The organism is Porphyromonas sp. COT-290 OH860 (assembly GCF_000768935.1).
Taxonomy (GTDB): Bacteria; Bacteroidota; Bacteroidia; order Bacteroidales; family Porphyromonadaceae; genus Porphyromonas.
The window spans coordinates 24,209-39,620 of the sequence record NZ_JRAR01000057.1; the positions used below are offsets into that span (position 1 = coordinate 24,209).

Genomic DNA, 15,412 nt, shown 5'->3' on the forward strand with positions numbered 1-15,412 from the left:
CAAATCTGATTATCAATACATTATAAACAGCCTGTTTTAGACAATTATTTTCGTTCGCCTAGGGGTAAAGTACCCCAAAGAGGGCAAACCTCGTCTAGAGGCTCCTAGGGGGTAAATACGTGATATAAACAAATTATCCACTGTTTATACACATCTTCCCATCAACATTCTGAAACCTGCACTAAATTATAAATCTCCATCGCCTATCGTCAAATGTAATCTACTCAGGTTACTTGCGACATTTGCTCTGCTCAGACCTGCCAAAGGGAGCGATAGATAGAGGCTAGAGGCCTAGAAGTGTACACTTGCTGGTAGCTTACAGCACAGAGCTTGCTCAAATGAGCCATTTTGCACAGAGAATTGGCTATCTTTGAGGGACAACGTAAATAACTAGATCGACTATTAGCTACTAATTTGTGTAAAGCATGAAAAGCGTATTGACCTCCGCCCTGCGTATAGCCTCCGTGGCCGTAGGGCTCCTCTCTGCTACGCCACAGCTAGAGGCTCAACAGGGCTATCAGCCTACTACCGACAATCTGCAAGCTCGTGAACAGTTTAGGGATAAAGGCTTCGGCATCTTCCTACACTGGGGCTTGTATAGCATGTTTGCCCAAGGCGAGTGGTATATGACCAATGCCAACATCAATCATCTGGAATATGCCAAGTCTGCGGCAGGGTTCTATCCCGCTAAGTTCAACGCAGCCGAGTGGGTAGCCGCAATCAAAGCCTCGGGAGCAGGCTATCTGACCATTACCTCGCGCCACCATGACAGCTTCTCCCTCTGGGATACCAAGTACAGCGACTACAACATCGTCAAGGCGACCCCTTTTGGCCGTGATGTACTGGCCGAGCTACGGGACGAGTGTCGCAAGCAGGGGCTCGGCTTCCACATCTACTACTCTCTGCTCGACTGGCACAGAGAGGACTATTACCCTCTAGGACGCACGGGCCGAGGCACAGGACGCACGGGGCAAGGCAAATGGCAGGACTACGACGACTTTATGAACAATCAGCTCACCGAGCTCGTGCGGGACTACGACGCCGACGCCATCTGGCTAGACGGCTGGTGGGACCATGATATTCACCCCGACTTCGATTGGAACTTTGGGCGTATGTACCACAACATTCATCAGATCAAGCCCAGCTGCCTCGTGGGGAACAATCATCATCAGACACCTTTTGAGGGCGAAGACTTCCAGATGTTTGAGCGAGATGTACCGGGCGCTAATACAGCAGGCCTATCGGGGCAAGACATCAGCCACCTGCCTCTAGAAACCTGCCAAACGATGAATGGCATGTGGGGGTACAAGATTATTGACCAGAGCTATAAGTCCGACAGTACACTTATCCGCCTGCTCGTGCAGACGGCAGGGCGCAATGCCAACCTCCTACTCAACATAGGCCCCGAGGCATCGGGTGTACTCCCTAGCTTGGCTCTGGATCGGCTCTCCAAAATAGGCAAGTGGATGCAGATCTACGGCAAGACAGTCAAGGACGGCGTGCGTGGGGGAATTATCCCTCCGCAGGAATGGGGCGTGACGACGCAACGTGGCAAGACGCTCTACCTACATATCCTCGACTGGCGGAGCCGTATGCTCTCCCTACCTCTGGTAGAGCATGTGCGTAGCGTCAAGGTTTTCGATAGTGGCCGCCCCGTACCTTTCCAGCAGACGAAGGCCGGTCTAACACTTACTTTTGACAAGGCTCCCTCAGAGGCCAATCCGATTGACTATGTCGTAGAGGTAACACTCAAGTAGCAAGTATGGAGTATCGGATAGAGAATTGTGCTAACTGCGCCGAAAGTGCTCGTCGTGCTGCGCTTGGCGGTGCCTATCGGGTGGAGCTATGTGCAGGTATGCCCGAGGGGGGGACAACCCCCTCGTACGGAGAGATTAGAGCGGCACGTGCACTCATCGACATCAAGCTCAACGTAATCATTCGCCCCCGTGGTGGGGACTTCCTCTACACGCCTCTAGAAGTCAAGACGATGCTCTACGACATCGAGATGGCTCGCTCGCTCGGGGTAGACGGCATAGTGGTCGGTTGCCTAACGGCAGAGGGTGATGTGGACAAGGCTACGATGCGCCAGCTCATCAAGGCTGCGGGGGGGCTACCCGTAACCTTCCACCGAGCGATAGATATGTGCCGTGATAGGAGTAAGGCCTTGGAGGACATCATAGAGCTGGGCTGTACACGTGTGCTCACTTCTGGAGGTGCAGCCACAGCCATGGACGGAGCTGACGAGATAGCTCGCTTGGTAGCACAGGCTCGTGGGCGTATCATCATGATGCCGGGTAGTGGCGTCAATCCGTCCAATGTGGCAGAGCTAGCACGCAGGACAGGAGCGCAGGAATTTCATTTCTCTGGTCGTAGCGGTGAGGACAGCCCGATGCGTTACCGCCACGAAGGCGTTTCGATGGGCGGCACAGTGACGATAGACGAATACCGCCGTGAGCTCACCGACCCCGCCAAGATCCGTGCAGCCGTCGAGGCCCTAGCAGGGATATAGCGGGTTGGCAGGTCTTAGAGTAAGTATTCTGTATAGGCTGAACAACCTTGTAGATTACCTATAACCAACGAATATCTTGTAGCATGCTGCGTCGCTATAAGCTAGGGTCTGATTGTTGGTACAACTAATCACCTAAACTCCTTAATGAAACATCATTGACAAAATCGAATAACAATGGTAACACGAATCTTATCTTTTGCGCTTGCGCTTGGGTTATTGGGTATGGCTTCGGGAGAGGCGGCTCCTCAAGGCAAGCCCCTCACACCTCTGGAGCGTAAGCAACAGATCTTCCCCGAGGGAGATCTATTCCGCATCTTCAAAACCCCAATGAGCGAGCAGGAGCGTGAGGCAATGGCATTCCTCTACGCCTATATGCCAGCCAACGATCTAATTGATTACTCAGGCGAATTCTACTTAAGGCATGTACGCTCCTCTCTCCAAGCACGCCAAGAAATGCCTTGGGGAAGTAAAATCCCTGATCGAGAATGGCGACACTTCGTCCTACCCGTACGTGTCAATAACGAAACGCTCGACTCGGCACGTATGGTTTTCTACGATGCACTCAAAGATCGTGTCAAGGGGCTTTCGCTCTACGATGCTGTGCTAGAGGTCAATCACTGGTGCCACGAACACGTTGTCTACACACCGAGCGACTCTCGTACCTCTTCGCCTCTGGCTACGATACGCACAGCATACGGCCGCTGTGGGGAGGAGTCTACACTGCTGGTAGCTGCCCTGCGAGCCGTTGGTATCCCAGCCCGACAGGTCTATACCCCACGCTGGGCTCACACCGACGACAACCACGCTTGGGTCGAGGCTTGGGTCGATGGCAGATGGCACTTCCTCGGAGCCTGTGAGCCAGAGCCTGTGCTCGACCTCGGGTGGTTCAATGCTCCAGTATCTCGTGCTATGCTGGTACACACCAAGGTTTTCGGCCACTATGATGGGCCAGAGGACGTGATGAGCCGAACCCCCACTTACACCGAGATCAACGTCATCGGCAACTATGCCCACACGAGCCCTGTAGAGGTCGAGGTCGTAGACGAGGCAGGCAGACCTCAGTCAGATGTCTTGGTAGAGTTTAAGGTCTACAACTACGGCGAGTTCTACTCCGTAGCGACTAAGCGAACTGACAAAAGGGGGCGCACCTCTCTCACGGCTGGGCGAGGCGATATGCTCATCTATGCGAGCAAGCCAGAGGGTTCTGGCTATCGCTATGGTATGGGGCAGGTCAGCTTCGGGCAGGATAAGACGCTTCGCCTCGTGCTCAAGCATCAGCCTAGCGATAAGCTAGAGATGCAGCTCACAGTGACACCTCCACGAGAAGACGCTCGCTACCCCGAAGTGACAGAAGCACAGAGAGTAGAGAATAACCGCCGTATGGCTCAGGAGGATTCGATCCGCAATGCCTACGTATCTACATTCCTAGACAAGCAGCTCGAGGGGTTAGATGCTCGAGGCAACTGGCAGACACTCAAAACCTTCGTAGAGGCAGCTAAAGATCGCACCAAGGCAATTGCGCTGCTACGTGCCATATCTGCCAAAGACCTTAGGGACGTTGAGCTAGCCACTCTTCAAGATCATCTTGAGCATACGCAGATTCAACCTGCCTATAGTGGGCAGGACGAGCTGCAGATGGCGTACATCTACAACCCTAGAGTCGCCAATGAGATGATTACTCCCTACAAACGTTACTTCCAAGAGCAGATCCCTCTGTCCCTCCAGCTCCGATTCAAACAGTCGCCCGAGCAGATCCGCCAGTGGTGTCTAGAGCACATTCAAGATGTTAGTGGCTACAATCCGTTGGCGTACCCCATTCAGCCTAGAGGTGTCTGGGTGAGCCGTCGTGCCGATGCTCATTCGCTTGGTATTTTCTTCGTTGCCCTCGCCCGCTCAATGGGCTGGCCTGCGCGTATTGATGGTGTTACGGGTAAGGTGCAGTGCTACACAGAGGATAGATGGCAGGATGTTTCGCTTGCTGAGGCTTCGAGCAAGCCAGCAGCACGCGAGGGTGCGCTTCGCTTGAGCTACGAGGATAATGGGATCGTTGATAACCCGAAGTATTACTACCACTTCTCTATCTCCAAGTTTGGCTCCGACGGACGCCTAAGTCTACTCAACTACGACGAGGGAGATAATGGTCTGGAGCAGGGAAGTAACTGGGCTGGCACGTTTAAGAACGGAGCTCCGATGGACGAGGGACAGTATCTTTTGGTTTCGGGATCACGTCTTGCCAATGGTAGTGTGCTGGTGGATATGAAGACTTATACGATTGAGTCTGGGCAGACAACGGACGCCCAGCTTACAATGCGCCGTGACACAACCGCCGTAGCGGTACTAGGTAGCTTCAACTCGGAGAACCTCTATAAGCACCTTGGCGATGCACACCAGCTCGCCACCACGGAGGCTGTAGCTGGGGCTACGGGACAGACTAAGTCAATCCTCTCGACTACTGGGCGTGGCTACTACATACTCGGGGTACTAGGAGCAGGGCAAGAGCCCACCAATCATGCTCTACGAGATATTATCGCAGAGAGAGAACTGTTGGAGAGCTGGGGACAGAAGATGCTTTTGGTCTTCTCGGACGAAGTTAGCCGTAGCCGCTACCGAGCCGAGGACTTCAAAGCACTACCCAAGACAGCAACTCTCGGGGTGGATATAGACGGCAAACTCTTGGCCGAACTCAGAGCGAATATGAAGCTCAAGACAAGTGATCTACCAGTCTTTGTGATTGCGGACACTTTCAATCGTGTGGTCTTCATCTCTCAAGGCTATACGATCGGCCTAGGTCGCCAGCTCCGTAGCGTGATCACCGCTCTAGAGGCAGACCGCTGTCCGACTCCGACACGCACGTGCGCCGTCCCTTAGTTGGATACGCATCAGATGAAATAAAAACATTAGGTCCAGCTGAATAAACTCAACTGGACCTAATGCTTTTACGTAGTCAATGGTTCAATAAATCATTTGATTGGGACGTGTAGCAGATGGCGACCACATAGATAGGCATCAAGCCTCTGACCAATCTGACATTGCCCTACGCCTGCTGGAGTTCCAGTGAAGATGATATCACCCATTTTGAGCGTATGGTAGCGACTGATGTAGGCAATTAGCTTATCAATGCTGTGTAGCATCTGCTCGGACGAGCCTTGTTGCCGAAGGGCGCCATCTACCTCTAGGGAAAAGGTCATCGGTTCGGCTGGATAACCCAACTCTGCTTTATTGATCCAAGTGCCGATGGCGGCAGACCCATCGAAAGCCTTAGCCATGGACCACGGACGCCCATGAGCAATAGCCTCTCTCTGCAGATCTCTGGCCGTGAAGTCTATGCCTACACTGACCTCATCGTAATAGCGATGCGCAAATCGCTCGGCGATATGCTTACCCACACGGGTAATATGCACGACAATCTCCACTTCGTAGTCGATCTGATTAGACCAATCGGGCAGAAAGAAAGGAGCACCGGGGCGAAGAATCGAATCCCCTTTGTGAAAAATAATGGGTTCCTGCTCAGCATAGGTTCGGTTGAGCAAGCTGGGCGCCTCATCTTGATGGGTGGGATAGTTGAAGCCGACGGCTAGTATCTTCATTCCACCTGCTGACTAGTTGCATGGGCTTGCAGCCTCATGCGTGTGAAGATGAGAGCTAAGTGTGCATACATTGAGGTATTCTGCACGACAACCCCTTCAGGCACTCGGATACGTACGGGCGTGAAGTTCCATATCGCCTCGAAACCAGCCTCTACGAGCTGGTCGCACATGGGCTGAGCTTGCTTGATCGGCACAGTCAAGATAGCTATATGCACATCGTCGTCCTGCATACGCTCTCGCAATTCGTCAATATGATAGACGGGGATTTCTCCGATATTATGCCCCACAATCTCGGGATCAATGTCGAAGCCAGCTACAATCTCTAAGCCAAACTGGCGTAGCCCCCTATCCGATAGCAGGGAGCCTCCTAGGCTACCAACCCCAAAAAGGTAGGCACGATGCGTAGCCGTGAAGCCTAGGAACTCCTCTAGGGCTTGGATCACCTCCTGTGTTTTGTAGCCGACACGTGTACGCCCCTGCAGGGTAACGTAAGACAAATCTTTGGCTACAAGTGAGGCATCTACTCCCACACCTTTGGCTATGGCGGTGGAGGATACGGAGCGCTGTCCGTCGGCATGAAGGAGTTTAACGTGGGACAAATACCAAGGCAAACGCCTAAGTGAAGGCTCAGGAATGAGCGTACTGGTTTTATTTTGTTTCTTACGTCCGGGCATTCTCTAGAAAGAATTAGCTATTTAATTCCACAAAGTTATAATGTCTGAAGCTAAATGCAATCATTTTCTAGATGTAAAATGCTGTTTCGGCCAGATCAATTAGCCGAATTCGAGCGTACAGAAGTCGCCGAACGTAGGATTTCGATAGAGCGCAGTGGGGAGAAAGCAGGCAGATGCAAACGATAGAAGAGCATCAAACGATCTAGAATAATCGCTCGATCGTGGCGATTGTACCTAAAAGCCGATAGATTGTCGAAGCGGATACGTGCAAAGAGCCTAAGGTGTACGGCCTCGTGTGGGGCTAGTGCATACTGGACTGAGCGTGGTCTTGGCGTGAAGCAAGCCTCCGCTAGGTCAAACCACAGAGCAGGAGCAGACCTGTCCTGACGCTGAATCTCGGGAGCTACGGCTAGGAAATGTAGCAGATGATACGTAAAGCAAAGGTAGAAATTGGCCACTCCTCTCTGTATTACCTCAAAAATTTGCATGGCAGAAGAGATATAGTCATAGAGGGCATGGTCAGCCTCGGGCAGACTGAGTACACGATAGAGTAGCTCACTGAGGAAAATAGCTTGGCTACACTTGGCTGGGTGTGTCTGAATAGTATGGTGGGCGGATAGGATTTTCGCCTCTTTGAGCAAGGCCAGATCTCGCCTAGGTTTGAGCTCTGCCGTGAGCTCTATCTCCGCTAGAGGCGTCAGCAACAAGTGATGTCGAGATCGAGATCTTCCACCACGTGGGACAAGTACGTTGAGCCGCCCATGCTCACGGGTGTAGAGATGTGCAATGATGTAACGGTCGTTGTAGGCCGTACTATGCAGGACAATAGCTGGCGTTTGGATAAACACAATCGCTCGTGTCAGATGAGCTCTAGAGGAGCACCTTCAGCTCCGCTAGATCGTTGATAATATGTAGCGGAGGCTTGACTCCCTCGCTCTGGGGCATCGGGAAGTCGTAGGCGTTGTACCAGATACTGCCGATACCTGCATTCGATGCCCCTGCGATGTCGCTCGAGAAGCTGTCCCCGATCATTAGACTCTCGCCGGGCGTGGCCCCCATACGCTCTAGTGCAATGTGGAAGATCTCCGCCGCAGGCTTGTTGATACCTACATCTTCCGATAGGACCACCTCGTCGATATAAGGGGAGAGTCCCGTCTTCTCAATCTTGGTGTACTGCACTTCGCCGAAGCCATTGCTTAAAATGCAAATGTCGTAACGACTCTTCAGATAAGCCATCGTATCCAGAGCATTGGGGCAGAGGAGCGTCTGCTGCTTGACAAACGAGAGAAACTGTTCGTCGATCTCCCGCCACTGATCTTGCGTAAGGCTCAGATAGGGCGAGAGAGGCAACCGAAGTCGATCGAGCGCTAGCTCTTGTTTGGTGATGTACCCTTGGTTATACCGCTCCCACAGCTCGACGTTGATGCGGTAGTAGGTAGAGAAAAAATCCTCGAACGAAACAAAATACTGCCCCCAGTTGAGGGCAGTATAGAGTTGTTCGAGGCTTTTTTTGTTATTGACGTGGGTCGCCCAGAGGGTATCGTCCAAATCAATAAGCAGTAGCTTGGTTGCCATTAATCGACTTCTACGACGAGGATTTTGGAGTTCGCCCAGAAAGCCTTAGGATCCTTGATATTGAGCGTTAGCTTCTTCTCCCCATCTGGTACTAGCTCGTAGCTGTCCGATGAGTGTACGGTCAGGATCTTGGCACGCTTGCTCATGAGAGGGATCTGCGTTAGCTCACGCAAATCTGCCTTGGTGAAGTAGCTGTCGTTTGCGTTCTCGGTAACGATGCGTCCACCCCTGAGCAGGTTCATGTCCTTGAGGTCACGCTTCGTGCCCATACAGAAGCGCACAGTGTTGAGTTCCTTCTCTTGGCTTGCTAGAGCTGCAGCCTGACGAGCAGCTGTTTCGCTCAGACGATCTACATCGCCGCTGAGACCCGTTACCATGGCATCAAGTGCACCAATAGTCATATTCTTGCGTTCTAGCTCCTCTGTTAGGGCTAGCACACGACTCTTCTGTAGCTCCATCTCACGTTTGAGAGCCGAAAGCGTCTGGCGAAGTCTTTTATTCTCGGCACCGTTACTCTCTAGTTTCTTGGTGAGAGCCTCAAGAGCTTCGCTACTTGCACGCAGCTTCTCCGAGATGAGTGTAACGTTATCCTTGATTCTTTCCTTCTCGCTCATACGCATGTCACCCTTCATTGGATTGACATTGATCATGCTCTCTACCGAAACGATCTCCTGAAAGTTCGTCAGCACACTAGCGACGAGTGAGTCTGTCTCACTCAAGTCTGCCTCATAGGTCTGATTGACCATGGCCACAGAGTCATACTGTGCCTTAAGCGCCTTGTAGGCCGACGAGTTCTCTCCGCACGAAGCGAGCCCTAGAACTACCACTCCGGCCATTAACAATTTCCTATTCATAATTTACTATTTTTTAGGAGAATAATTTATTTCGCTGTATCAAAGGTAGTACTTTTCCCGATAATAAGCACAAATTCGCCTTTTGGTGGAGTCTGTTGAAAATGCTCGATGAGCTCTTTCAGTGTTCCACGTACGATCTCTTCGTGCAGTTTACTAAGCTCTCGGCATGCAGCTGCGGGGCAATCCTCCCCCTTGTACTCAGCAAGCTGTGTGAGGGTCTTGACTACTCTGAATGGGGACTCGTATAGAATGGTAGTGCGCTCTTCCTCTGCTAATTCTCTGAGCTTGGTCTGGCGCCCTTTCTTCTGCGGGAGGAAGCCCTCGAAGACGAACCGGTCGCACGGAAGGCCTGAGGCAACCAATGCTGGCACAAAGGCGGTAGGCCCGGGCAGACACTCCACCTCAATACCACGTCTAATACATTCTCGTACGAGCAAAAAGCCGGGATCACTAATAGCAGGCGTACCAGCATCCGACACCAAAGCCACATCTTCGCACTCCTCTATGCGGCGACAAATGACCTCTAGGGTTTTATGCTCGTTGTGCATATGATGGCTCTGCAGAGGACACTTGACACCAAAATGCGCAAGCAGGATACCAGTCGTGCGGGTATCCTCAGCCAAAATAAGTCTCACCCGCTTGAGTGTCGATAGAGCACGCAGAGTAATATCCTCCAAATTGCCGATGGGCGTGGGGACAATCGTTAGTTTAGCCATAGTGATATGCCGATAGTCTAGGATTCGAGGATATACATAGGAGAGGGGGTAGTACGCTTGAGGGCAATGAGATTGACATCTTTGCCCACACGGATCCCCTCGGCAAAGAGGCGATTCTCTACTGTCTTCCAGCAGAGGTCGGGGTGATTATTGTCTTTACTTAGATGACAGAGCCAAATGTTCTCCAGCTCAGGATGGAAGATCTCGCTGAGTACCTCGGCTGTCTGGGTATTGCACAGATGTCCCAGTGGACCAGCAACACGCTCCTTGAGGAACTCTGGATAAGGGCCTCGCTTGAGCATCTCATCGTCATAGTTAGCCTCGATCACCAAATGCTTGACTTCGGAGGCGAAACGTTTGATCTCTGGAGTAATATGCCCGATATCCGTAATGAGGGCAAAGCTAAAGTCGCCACGACGAATACAGTAACCGAAGTTCTGCGCGCTATCGTGCGGTACCAAGAAAGAGGATACCTCGAAGCCAGCCAGCTCAAAATGCTGTCCTAGCTCTATGGTTCGCCTAGAAGCACCCAAATCCTCATCTATATATCTATTAGAAGCGATACGATTATGCACTGGGACGCTCGCATATATAGGAATATGGTAAACCGTACCAAGGACGCCTACAGATCTAATGTGATCGGCGTGATCGTGGGTAACGAGGACGCCTCTGATGTGTCCATCATCGAGGCTGATCCCCTCTGCCTTGAGTGCTTTGCTGATGCTACGAGGGGCGATACCTGCATCAATAAGCAGACCGCCCTCTTCGTGACCGAGGTAATAGCAGTTGCCACTGCTACCACTGGCCAAACTCATGAACCTAATCAAAATATGCTGTTCCTTTCCTTTGAGTTATCAACTATGACTATTAAATGTATCAAACATTCATAATGTTTAGTCCATACCAGAGTCCCAATCATCGCCTCCAACAATAGAAGTCTTCATGATCTAGACTCAAGTTCATTTCCCCTCTTAGGGGTGTCCCCATCAGCTCCCTCACTCGATTTGCCTCGAGCCCCTGCCCCAATAGGTACATCATCTTAGTCACAGCACTCTCGCTAGTCATATCGTAGCCACAGACGACGCCTGCCGCATGCAGCTGGCGTCCCGTTTCGTAGCGCGACATATCGACCGTACCAGTAGTACACTGTGTGACATTGACGATGACCATACCACGTGCTGTCGCCTCGGCCAAGCACTCGGTAAACCACTCGAACTTGGGAGCATTGCCACTGCCGAAGGTCTCGAGAATAACCCCCTTGAGGTTGGGCACACCAAGGATCGCCTCCACTATGGGGCGAGTAATCCCGGGGAAGAGTTTGAGAATGGCGACGTTGGGGTCTAGAGTGGAGAGAACCTTGAGTTCATGGTGCTGAGCATCTCGGTGAATGACGCCCTCGTTGTAATGAATATCAATCCCAGCGAAAGCTAACTGTGGATAGTTGTGAGATTTGAAAGCTCTAAACTTATCCGCACTCACCTTACTGGTTCTATTGCCTCGCATCAAATAGTCTTGGAAGAATATGCAGACCTCTGGCACACGTGCCGATCCGTCCTCTCTCTTGGCCGCTGCTATCTCGATAGCGGTGAGCAAATTCTCCTTACCATCGGTACGCAGACGCCCGATAGGTAGCTGAGAGCCCGTGAAGATGACTGGCTTGGTAAGACCTTGGAGCATGAAGCTGAGTGCAGACGCAGAGAAAGACATCGTATCTGTACCATGCAAGATAACGAAACCGTCATAGAGATCGTAGTGCTGCTGGATCAAACTAGCCATGTTGATCCAGTTCTCAATAGAAATCGTAGAGGAGTCTATGGGGGGATCTACCTGCTTGATATCTATCTGGCATGCTAGGCGCTTCATCTCGGGTATGTTGTCATAGAGATAAGCGAAGTCTAAAGGCTCCAATGCGCCCGTCGCTGGATTCTCTACCATGCCAATGGTTCCGCCTGTATAAATCAATAGGATTGATGTAGATGTCGTATTTCCACACATAGCCACTCTAAATCTTTGGGTGAATGAATAAAGACTACGCCTAATCAGGCAAACAAAGATAAGAAACTGTTTGTATAGTTGGTCCAATAGAAGGTGTTAATCAATCGTTTTGCTCTCGGCGGCTTAGGCAAGCGAAACAACCGTTTTACTCAATCCGCCAACAAGGCTGTGCGATTTGCCCAAGATAGCCAGACCAATCGTATCAATACGACAACCAAGACCTCCAATTACGAACAAAGCTCATACGTCTAGAAATACCAGAGAGCTCCCTACGCTACCCGCGCAGAGAGCTCCAAATTCTAGGGAATATAAGCTCCCACAAAAGGAGCCTATGTCGATTGTTTCAATTTAGTGTGCCTTGCTTGCGTTCTTTTTAACTTCCGTAGACAGCTCTCCTTCAATCCAAATACAAGACAGGGGATACAGTTACCCCTCCCTTCGTACTAGGTCCTCGCTCGATACCTCTGCTGTGATGCTCCACAGAGGCAAATGAGGTATAGAGGAGAGCGAATGCTCCTCCGTCCCTAAAGCGATGCGGTGTTGTAGATTGAGTGGTTGTTTCTGACTGTTGTGATGTCCCCAAATCCATTTCGTCTTGGCAGACATGCATCTCTGAGGGGCGTCGCGATGCTTACACACCGCTTCCCCTTGGTACCGCACTCTAGTACATCTTCTCCTCTTTGATTTGGTGAGTCAGCTGCAAGCTATCTCTCCATTTCTCTACCGCAAAGGTAGGACTCTTCGATATGCTAAAACAAATAAATTACGACCTTTCGTATCTTGTTTTTACAATTTGACGATATAGGAGAGGGAGAGAGTGCTATCTAGAATCGTAAATTTACGATTCTAGATTATTGTTTTTACGATTCTAGACAGTATTTCAGGGAGACGAAATACTCCTAACACTCTAAAAAGCAAAATACTAAATAAAAGAGGATAGCCTAGATGGATCATTGGCGACAGAGTACCCCGAAGAGCAAAAATGGACTAAGGGACAGGACAAAAAGAGCCTTGAAACAGCGACCAAAAGGCCCCTCACTCCTATTTGCAAGACTCAAAATAGAGGACACAGCCCGAGGGCAAGAGACGCCTCCTCCAGCTATGCTCTATCTACACCAGCGAGGCATAGCTTTACTAGCACCAACCAGCCCCAGCACTTGGGGGAAATATCAGAACCACATTGAGGGAGCTCCGTCGTGGAGCAAAGATCGAGGGACAGACAAGATAAGGGCAGAAGTATAACAGCAATGCCCCTACTCGATTCCTTAGGGCAGACGTACACTAGAGAGATAAAGGGCTAAAGCTAGCGGGAATATAAGGCAGGCTGACCTCGGGCGAGGCTTCGGTGTATGTCAAATCTCTATTGTATCAAAGCATCTATAAAGGGCGTGAGAGGGTATCATCGAGGAGAAAGGCAAAGGCAGAGAGGGCAAGAAGCTGATACTCCTGCTCTAGCCAAGCGATCGATCGCTCCTTATAGAGCTTGCAGACTGGAGCTCATAAGAGTACACCAGAGTCAGACAGAGTTAAGCCTATGGGGGAATCTACCTAAATATGACAAGGCAAACACACGGTCTGCGCCTGACGGACCTCCTCTCACTCGGCATACAGCTCATCTGAGTAGAGCCTCGTAAGGCTCTACCTCTCCTCCATCTCTCGGATTACCTTACGATATTCGTTGGGAGATATCTGTTCGCTCTTTTTGAATGCAGCATAGAAGGTTTGGGTACAACCAAATCCGCACTCTATGGCAATGACCCCCACCTTGTCATTGGTCGTCGCCAAGCGGTACTTTGCCTCTTCGATGCGGTAGAAATTGACATAGTCAGCAAATGCTCGACCAATACGATGATTAAGTATGTGTGATAGATAGGTTCGATTGGTTGCCACCTTTTGGGCAAGCGTTTCGAGGCTCAACCCGGGGCTGAGGTAGGCTTTCTCCTGCTCCATACAGATCTTGAGCCTAGCCAACAAGGCATCGCTAGCCTCACTAGAGGCTGCTACATCGACTTGCTGCGCGACAGAATCATCGGCAAGGGGCTCTTGCCCTGCTTGCCCCTCTTCACCCTGCACGGGTTCGGATGTCGTGATCTGTGTATCGGCAGTGGGCGTTAGGTTACGGTTGATCATCTCAGCCAGTTGTGTATTAGCCAAAACAAGAGCTCGGTGCTGGCGTAGAGTACGTCGACGCATCCAGACAGCAAAGCCAAGTATCAGGAGCAGTAGTCCCACAAACGACACGAGTAGAGTCCTATGCAGACGACCAATCTCTAGCTCCGAGTAGGCTTGCTTGAGCTCGGCGTCCTTCTGTGCGGTCTTATGTTTGATGGCGATATCTTGCAGTGCCTTATATTTTTCCTCGGTGAAGAGCGAGTCCTTGAGCCTTATTTGCTCTCTAAGGGCCTCAATAGCCTCTTCGTAGCGCCCTGTTCTTGCAGATATGTCGGCCAGAGTGCTCCACACGTCCATCTGCAACACTTTATTGTCGGTCTTCTGTGCGAGGTTGAGAGCCTCTCTTCCGTAGTGATGCGCCTGCCGAGGATCAGCCAGAGCCATGGCCAAATCCATTTGCGACGAATAGACTTGGGCTAGACCAGCCAAATCGCCCTTCTCCCCACGTATCTTCTCTGCATTATCTAGTGCCTTCTTGCTGTTTTTATAGTCCTGCATCGCCAGATAGATGCGCCCTCGGTTAGTGTAGATGATGCCGAGTAGGTGCGTATAGCCTATCTTCTGGGCTAGTGCCTCGCACTCCTGATTGAGGGTGAGAGCCTCGGCGTAGCGGTGCATATCTTGTAGCACGGTCGCACGATTGCTACGCGCCGCCAATGCTTCTTTCTCTTGCTTGTGCTTGGTATGTGCCTCGTCTGCGGCAGTAAAGAATGTATATGCTCGCTCTAGGTCTTCTTGTACAAAAAAGCAGTTGCCCATAGCTTGCAGGATCCCCCCCTCTAGCCTCTCATTCTTGCTCCCTTTTTTGGACTCACGCACACAGGCCAGAGCCTTATTGAGGTAGTCCAGAGCCTCGGCCTGCTTGTCTAGAGAGCTGTATGCCATACCCATATTAGTCCAGATGAGCGCAGAGATCTCGGACTTAATCCCAGCCCTCATAGCACACGTCTCAGCCTCCTTGTATAGACCAATGGCCGCCTCGCTATTCCCTCGGCGCAGCTCATTGCTGGCCATATTGGCGTATGCATGCGCCACCTTAGCCGAGTCACGGGGAGAGGGTGTCAGGTCTATCAGACGCAAGAAGCAGCTATCACTCTTGGCCAAATCCATGTGATAGACATAGTTGCAACCAAGTTTGTAGAGGACTATGGACTCTAGGTAGGTATCGTCGAGCATCTTGGCTTGCTCAAGCAGGCCAAGCAGGTAGAGTTGTGCCGAGTCTATGTTGGGGTGTTGTGCAAGCTCTGGCTCTAGAGAAGCCAAATCAAGTATCTCTCTGCGTATCTCTTCCTCCATACCATCGGCCGGCTTGTTGCCATAACAGCTGCCT

Annotated in this window: 14 protein-coding genes; 4 read left to right on the plus strand and 10 right to left on the minus strand. The window is 51.2% G+C overall.

The features are described from left to right. The first annotated feature begins 425 nt into the window (after positions 1-425). The 3 genes from HQ41_RS06240 (at position 426) to HQ41_RS06250 (ending at position 5,377) form a co-directional block, all read left to right on the plus strand. Entirely contained in the window at positions 426-1,757 is a 1,332-nt protein-coding gene (locus HQ41_RS06240) for an alpha-L-fucosidase (RefSeq protein WP_044189394.1), read from the plus strand. A 5-nt stretch (positions 1,758-1,762) separates the two neighbouring features. Continuing rightward, a complete protein-coding gene (locus HQ41_RS06245; protein ID WP_044189398.1) occupies positions 1,763-2,509 on the plus strand; it encodes a copper homeostasis protein CutC in 747 nt (248 codons plus the stop codon). Between the two features lie 222 nt (positions 2,510-2,731). Next, positions 2,732-5,377, plus strand: coding sequence for a transglutaminase family protein (locus HQ41_RS06250; protein WP_369794233.1), 2,646 nt, complete (start codon positions 2,732-2,734; stop codon positions 5,375-5,377). Between the two features lie 92 nt (positions 5,378-5,469). On the opposite strand, the gene HQ41_RS06255 is transcribed toward HQ41_RS06250, so the two are convergent. The 9 genes from HQ41_RS06255 to HQ41_RS09655 form a co-directional block, all read right to left on the minus strand. Next, entirely contained in the window at positions 5,470-6,096 is a 627-nt protein-coding gene (locus tag HQ41_RS06255; RefSeq protein ID WP_044189404.1) for a fumarylacetoacetate hydrolase family protein, read from the minus strand. Beyond that, positions 6,093-6,770, minus strand: coding sequence for a redox-sensing transcriptional repressor Rex (locus tag HQ41_RS06260; RefSeq protein WP_044189406.1), 678 nt, complete (start codon positions 6,768-6,770; stop codon positions 6,093-6,095). The genes HQ41_RS06255 and HQ41_RS06260 overlap by 4 nt, the downstream gene beginning before the upstream one ends. Before the next feature lie 95 nt (positions 6,771-6,865). Then, positions 6,866-7,618, minus strand: coding sequence for a DNA repair protein RecO (recO, locus tag HQ41_RS06265; protein WP_044189408.1), 753 nt, complete (start codon positions 7,616-7,618; stop codon positions 6,866-6,868). A 22-nt stretch (positions 7,619-7,640) separates the two neighbouring features. Further along, the gene (locus HQ41_RS06270) at positions 7,641-8,345 is read right to left on the minus strand and encodes a YjjG family noncanonical pyrimidine nucleotidase (protein WP_044189410.1); all 705 of its coding nucleotides are present in this window, start codon (positions 8,343-8,345) and stop codon (positions 7,641-7,643) included. Then, a complete protein-coding gene (locus tag HQ41_RS06275; RefSeq protein WP_044189411.1) occupies positions 8,345-9,199 on the minus strand; it encodes a hypothetical protein in 855 nt (284 codons plus the stop codon). Before HQ41_RS06275 ends, HQ41_RS06270 begins: the two co-directional genes overlap by 1 nt. Before the next feature lie 26 nt (positions 9,200-9,225). Further along, positions 9,226-9,915, minus strand: a complete 690-nt coding sequence (gene rsmI / locus HQ41_RS06280) for a 16S rRNA (cytidine(1402)-2'-O)-methyltransferase (RefSeq protein WP_044189412.1) — start codon at positions 9,913-9,915, stop codon at positions 9,226-9,228. A 17-nt stretch (positions 9,916-9,932) separates the two neighbouring features. Next, entirely contained in the window at positions 9,933-10,745 is an 813-nt protein-coding gene (locus HQ41_RS06285) for an MBL fold metallo-hydrolase (RefSeq protein ID WP_044189414.1), read from the minus strand. An 85-nt stretch (positions 10,746-10,830) separates the two neighbouring features. Then, on the minus strand, positions 10,831-11,910 hold the full coding sequence (locus HQ41_RS06290) for an asparaginase (protein ID WP_044189416.1): 1,080 nt from the start codon (positions 11,908-11,910) through the stop codon (positions 10,831-10,833). A gap of 426 nt (positions 11,911-12,336) precedes the next feature. Continuing rightward, positions 12,337-12,516 carry a hypothetical protein gene (locus HQ41_RS09655; protein ID WP_152567357.1) on the minus strand — a complete coding sequence of 60 codons (180 nt, stop codon included), beginning with the start codon at positions 12,514-12,516 and terminating at the stop codon, positions 12,337-12,339. Positions 12,517-13,011: 495 nt separating this feature from the next. Between HQ41_RS09655 and HQ41_RS09875 the strand changes: the two genes are divergently transcribed. Further along, entirely contained in the window at positions 13,012-13,152 is a 141-nt protein-coding gene (locus HQ41_RS09875) for a hypothetical protein (RefSeq protein WP_235316919.1), read from the plus strand. Positions 13,153-13,548: 396 nt separating this feature from the next. Here the strand turns inward: HQ41_RS09875 and HQ41_RS06300 are convergent, their stop codons facing one another. After that, complete coding sequence (locus HQ41_RS06300) at positions 13,549-15,378, minus strand: tetratricopeptide repeat protein (RefSeq protein WP_161780587.1); 1,830 nt, start codon at positions 15,376-15,378, stop codon at positions 13,549-13,551. Between the last annotated feature and the right edge of the window lie 34 nt (positions 15,379-15,412).

What these genes read in the sequence shown, in the direction of transcription:
- HQ41_RS06270 (WP_044189410.1), bottom strand. Translation starts at nt 8,345, where the DNA reads ATGGCAACCAAGCTACTGCTTATTGATTTGGACGATACCCTCTGGGCG.
- HQ41_RS06275 (WP_044189411.1), bottom strand. Translation starts at nt 9,199, where the DNA reads ATGAATAGGAAATTGTTAATGGCCGGAGTGGTAGTTCTAGGGCTCGCT.
- HQ41_RS06245 (WP_044189398.1), top strand. Translation starts at nt 1,763, where the DNA reads ATGGAGTATCGGATAGAGAATTGTGCTAACTGCGCCGAAAGTGCTCGT.
- HQ41_RS06240 (WP_044189394.1), top strand. Translation starts at nt 426, where the DNA reads ATGAAAAGCGTATTGACCTCCGCCCTGCGTATAGCCTCCGTGGCCGTA.
- HQ41_RS06255 (WP_044189404.1), bottom strand. Translation starts at nt 6,096, where the DNA reads ATGAAGATACTAGCCGTCGGCTTCAACTATCCCACCCATCAAGATGAG.
- rsmI (WP_044189412.1), bottom strand. Translation starts at nt 9,915, where the DNA reads ATGGCTAAACTAACGATTGTCCCCACGCCCATCGGCAATTTGGAGGAT.
- HQ41_RS09655 (WP_152567357.1), bottom strand. Translation starts at nt 12,516, where the DNA reads ATGTCTGCCAAGACGAAATGGATTTGGGGACATCACAACAGTCAGAAA.
- HQ41_RS06250 (WP_369794233.1), top strand. Translation starts at nt 2,732, where the DNA reads ATGGCTTCGGGAGAGGCGGCTCCTCAAGGCAAGCCCCTCACACCTCTG.
- HQ41_RS06260 (WP_044189406.1), bottom strand. Translation starts at nt 6,770, where the DNA reads ATGCCCGGACGTAAGAAACAAAATAAAACCAGTACGCTCATTCCTGAG.
- HQ41_RS09875 (WP_235316919.1), top strand. Translation starts at nt 13,012, where the DNA reads ATGCTCTATCTACACCAGCGAGGCATAGCTTTACTAGCACCAACCAGC.
- HQ41_RS06300 (WP_161780587.1), bottom strand. Translation starts at nt 15,378, where the DNA reads ATGGAGGAAGAGATACGCAGAGAGATACTTGATTTGGCTTCTCTAGAG.
- HQ41_RS06290 (WP_044189416.1), bottom strand. Translation starts at nt 11,910, where the DNA reads ATGTGTGGAAATACGACATCTACATCAATCCTATTGATTTATACAGGC.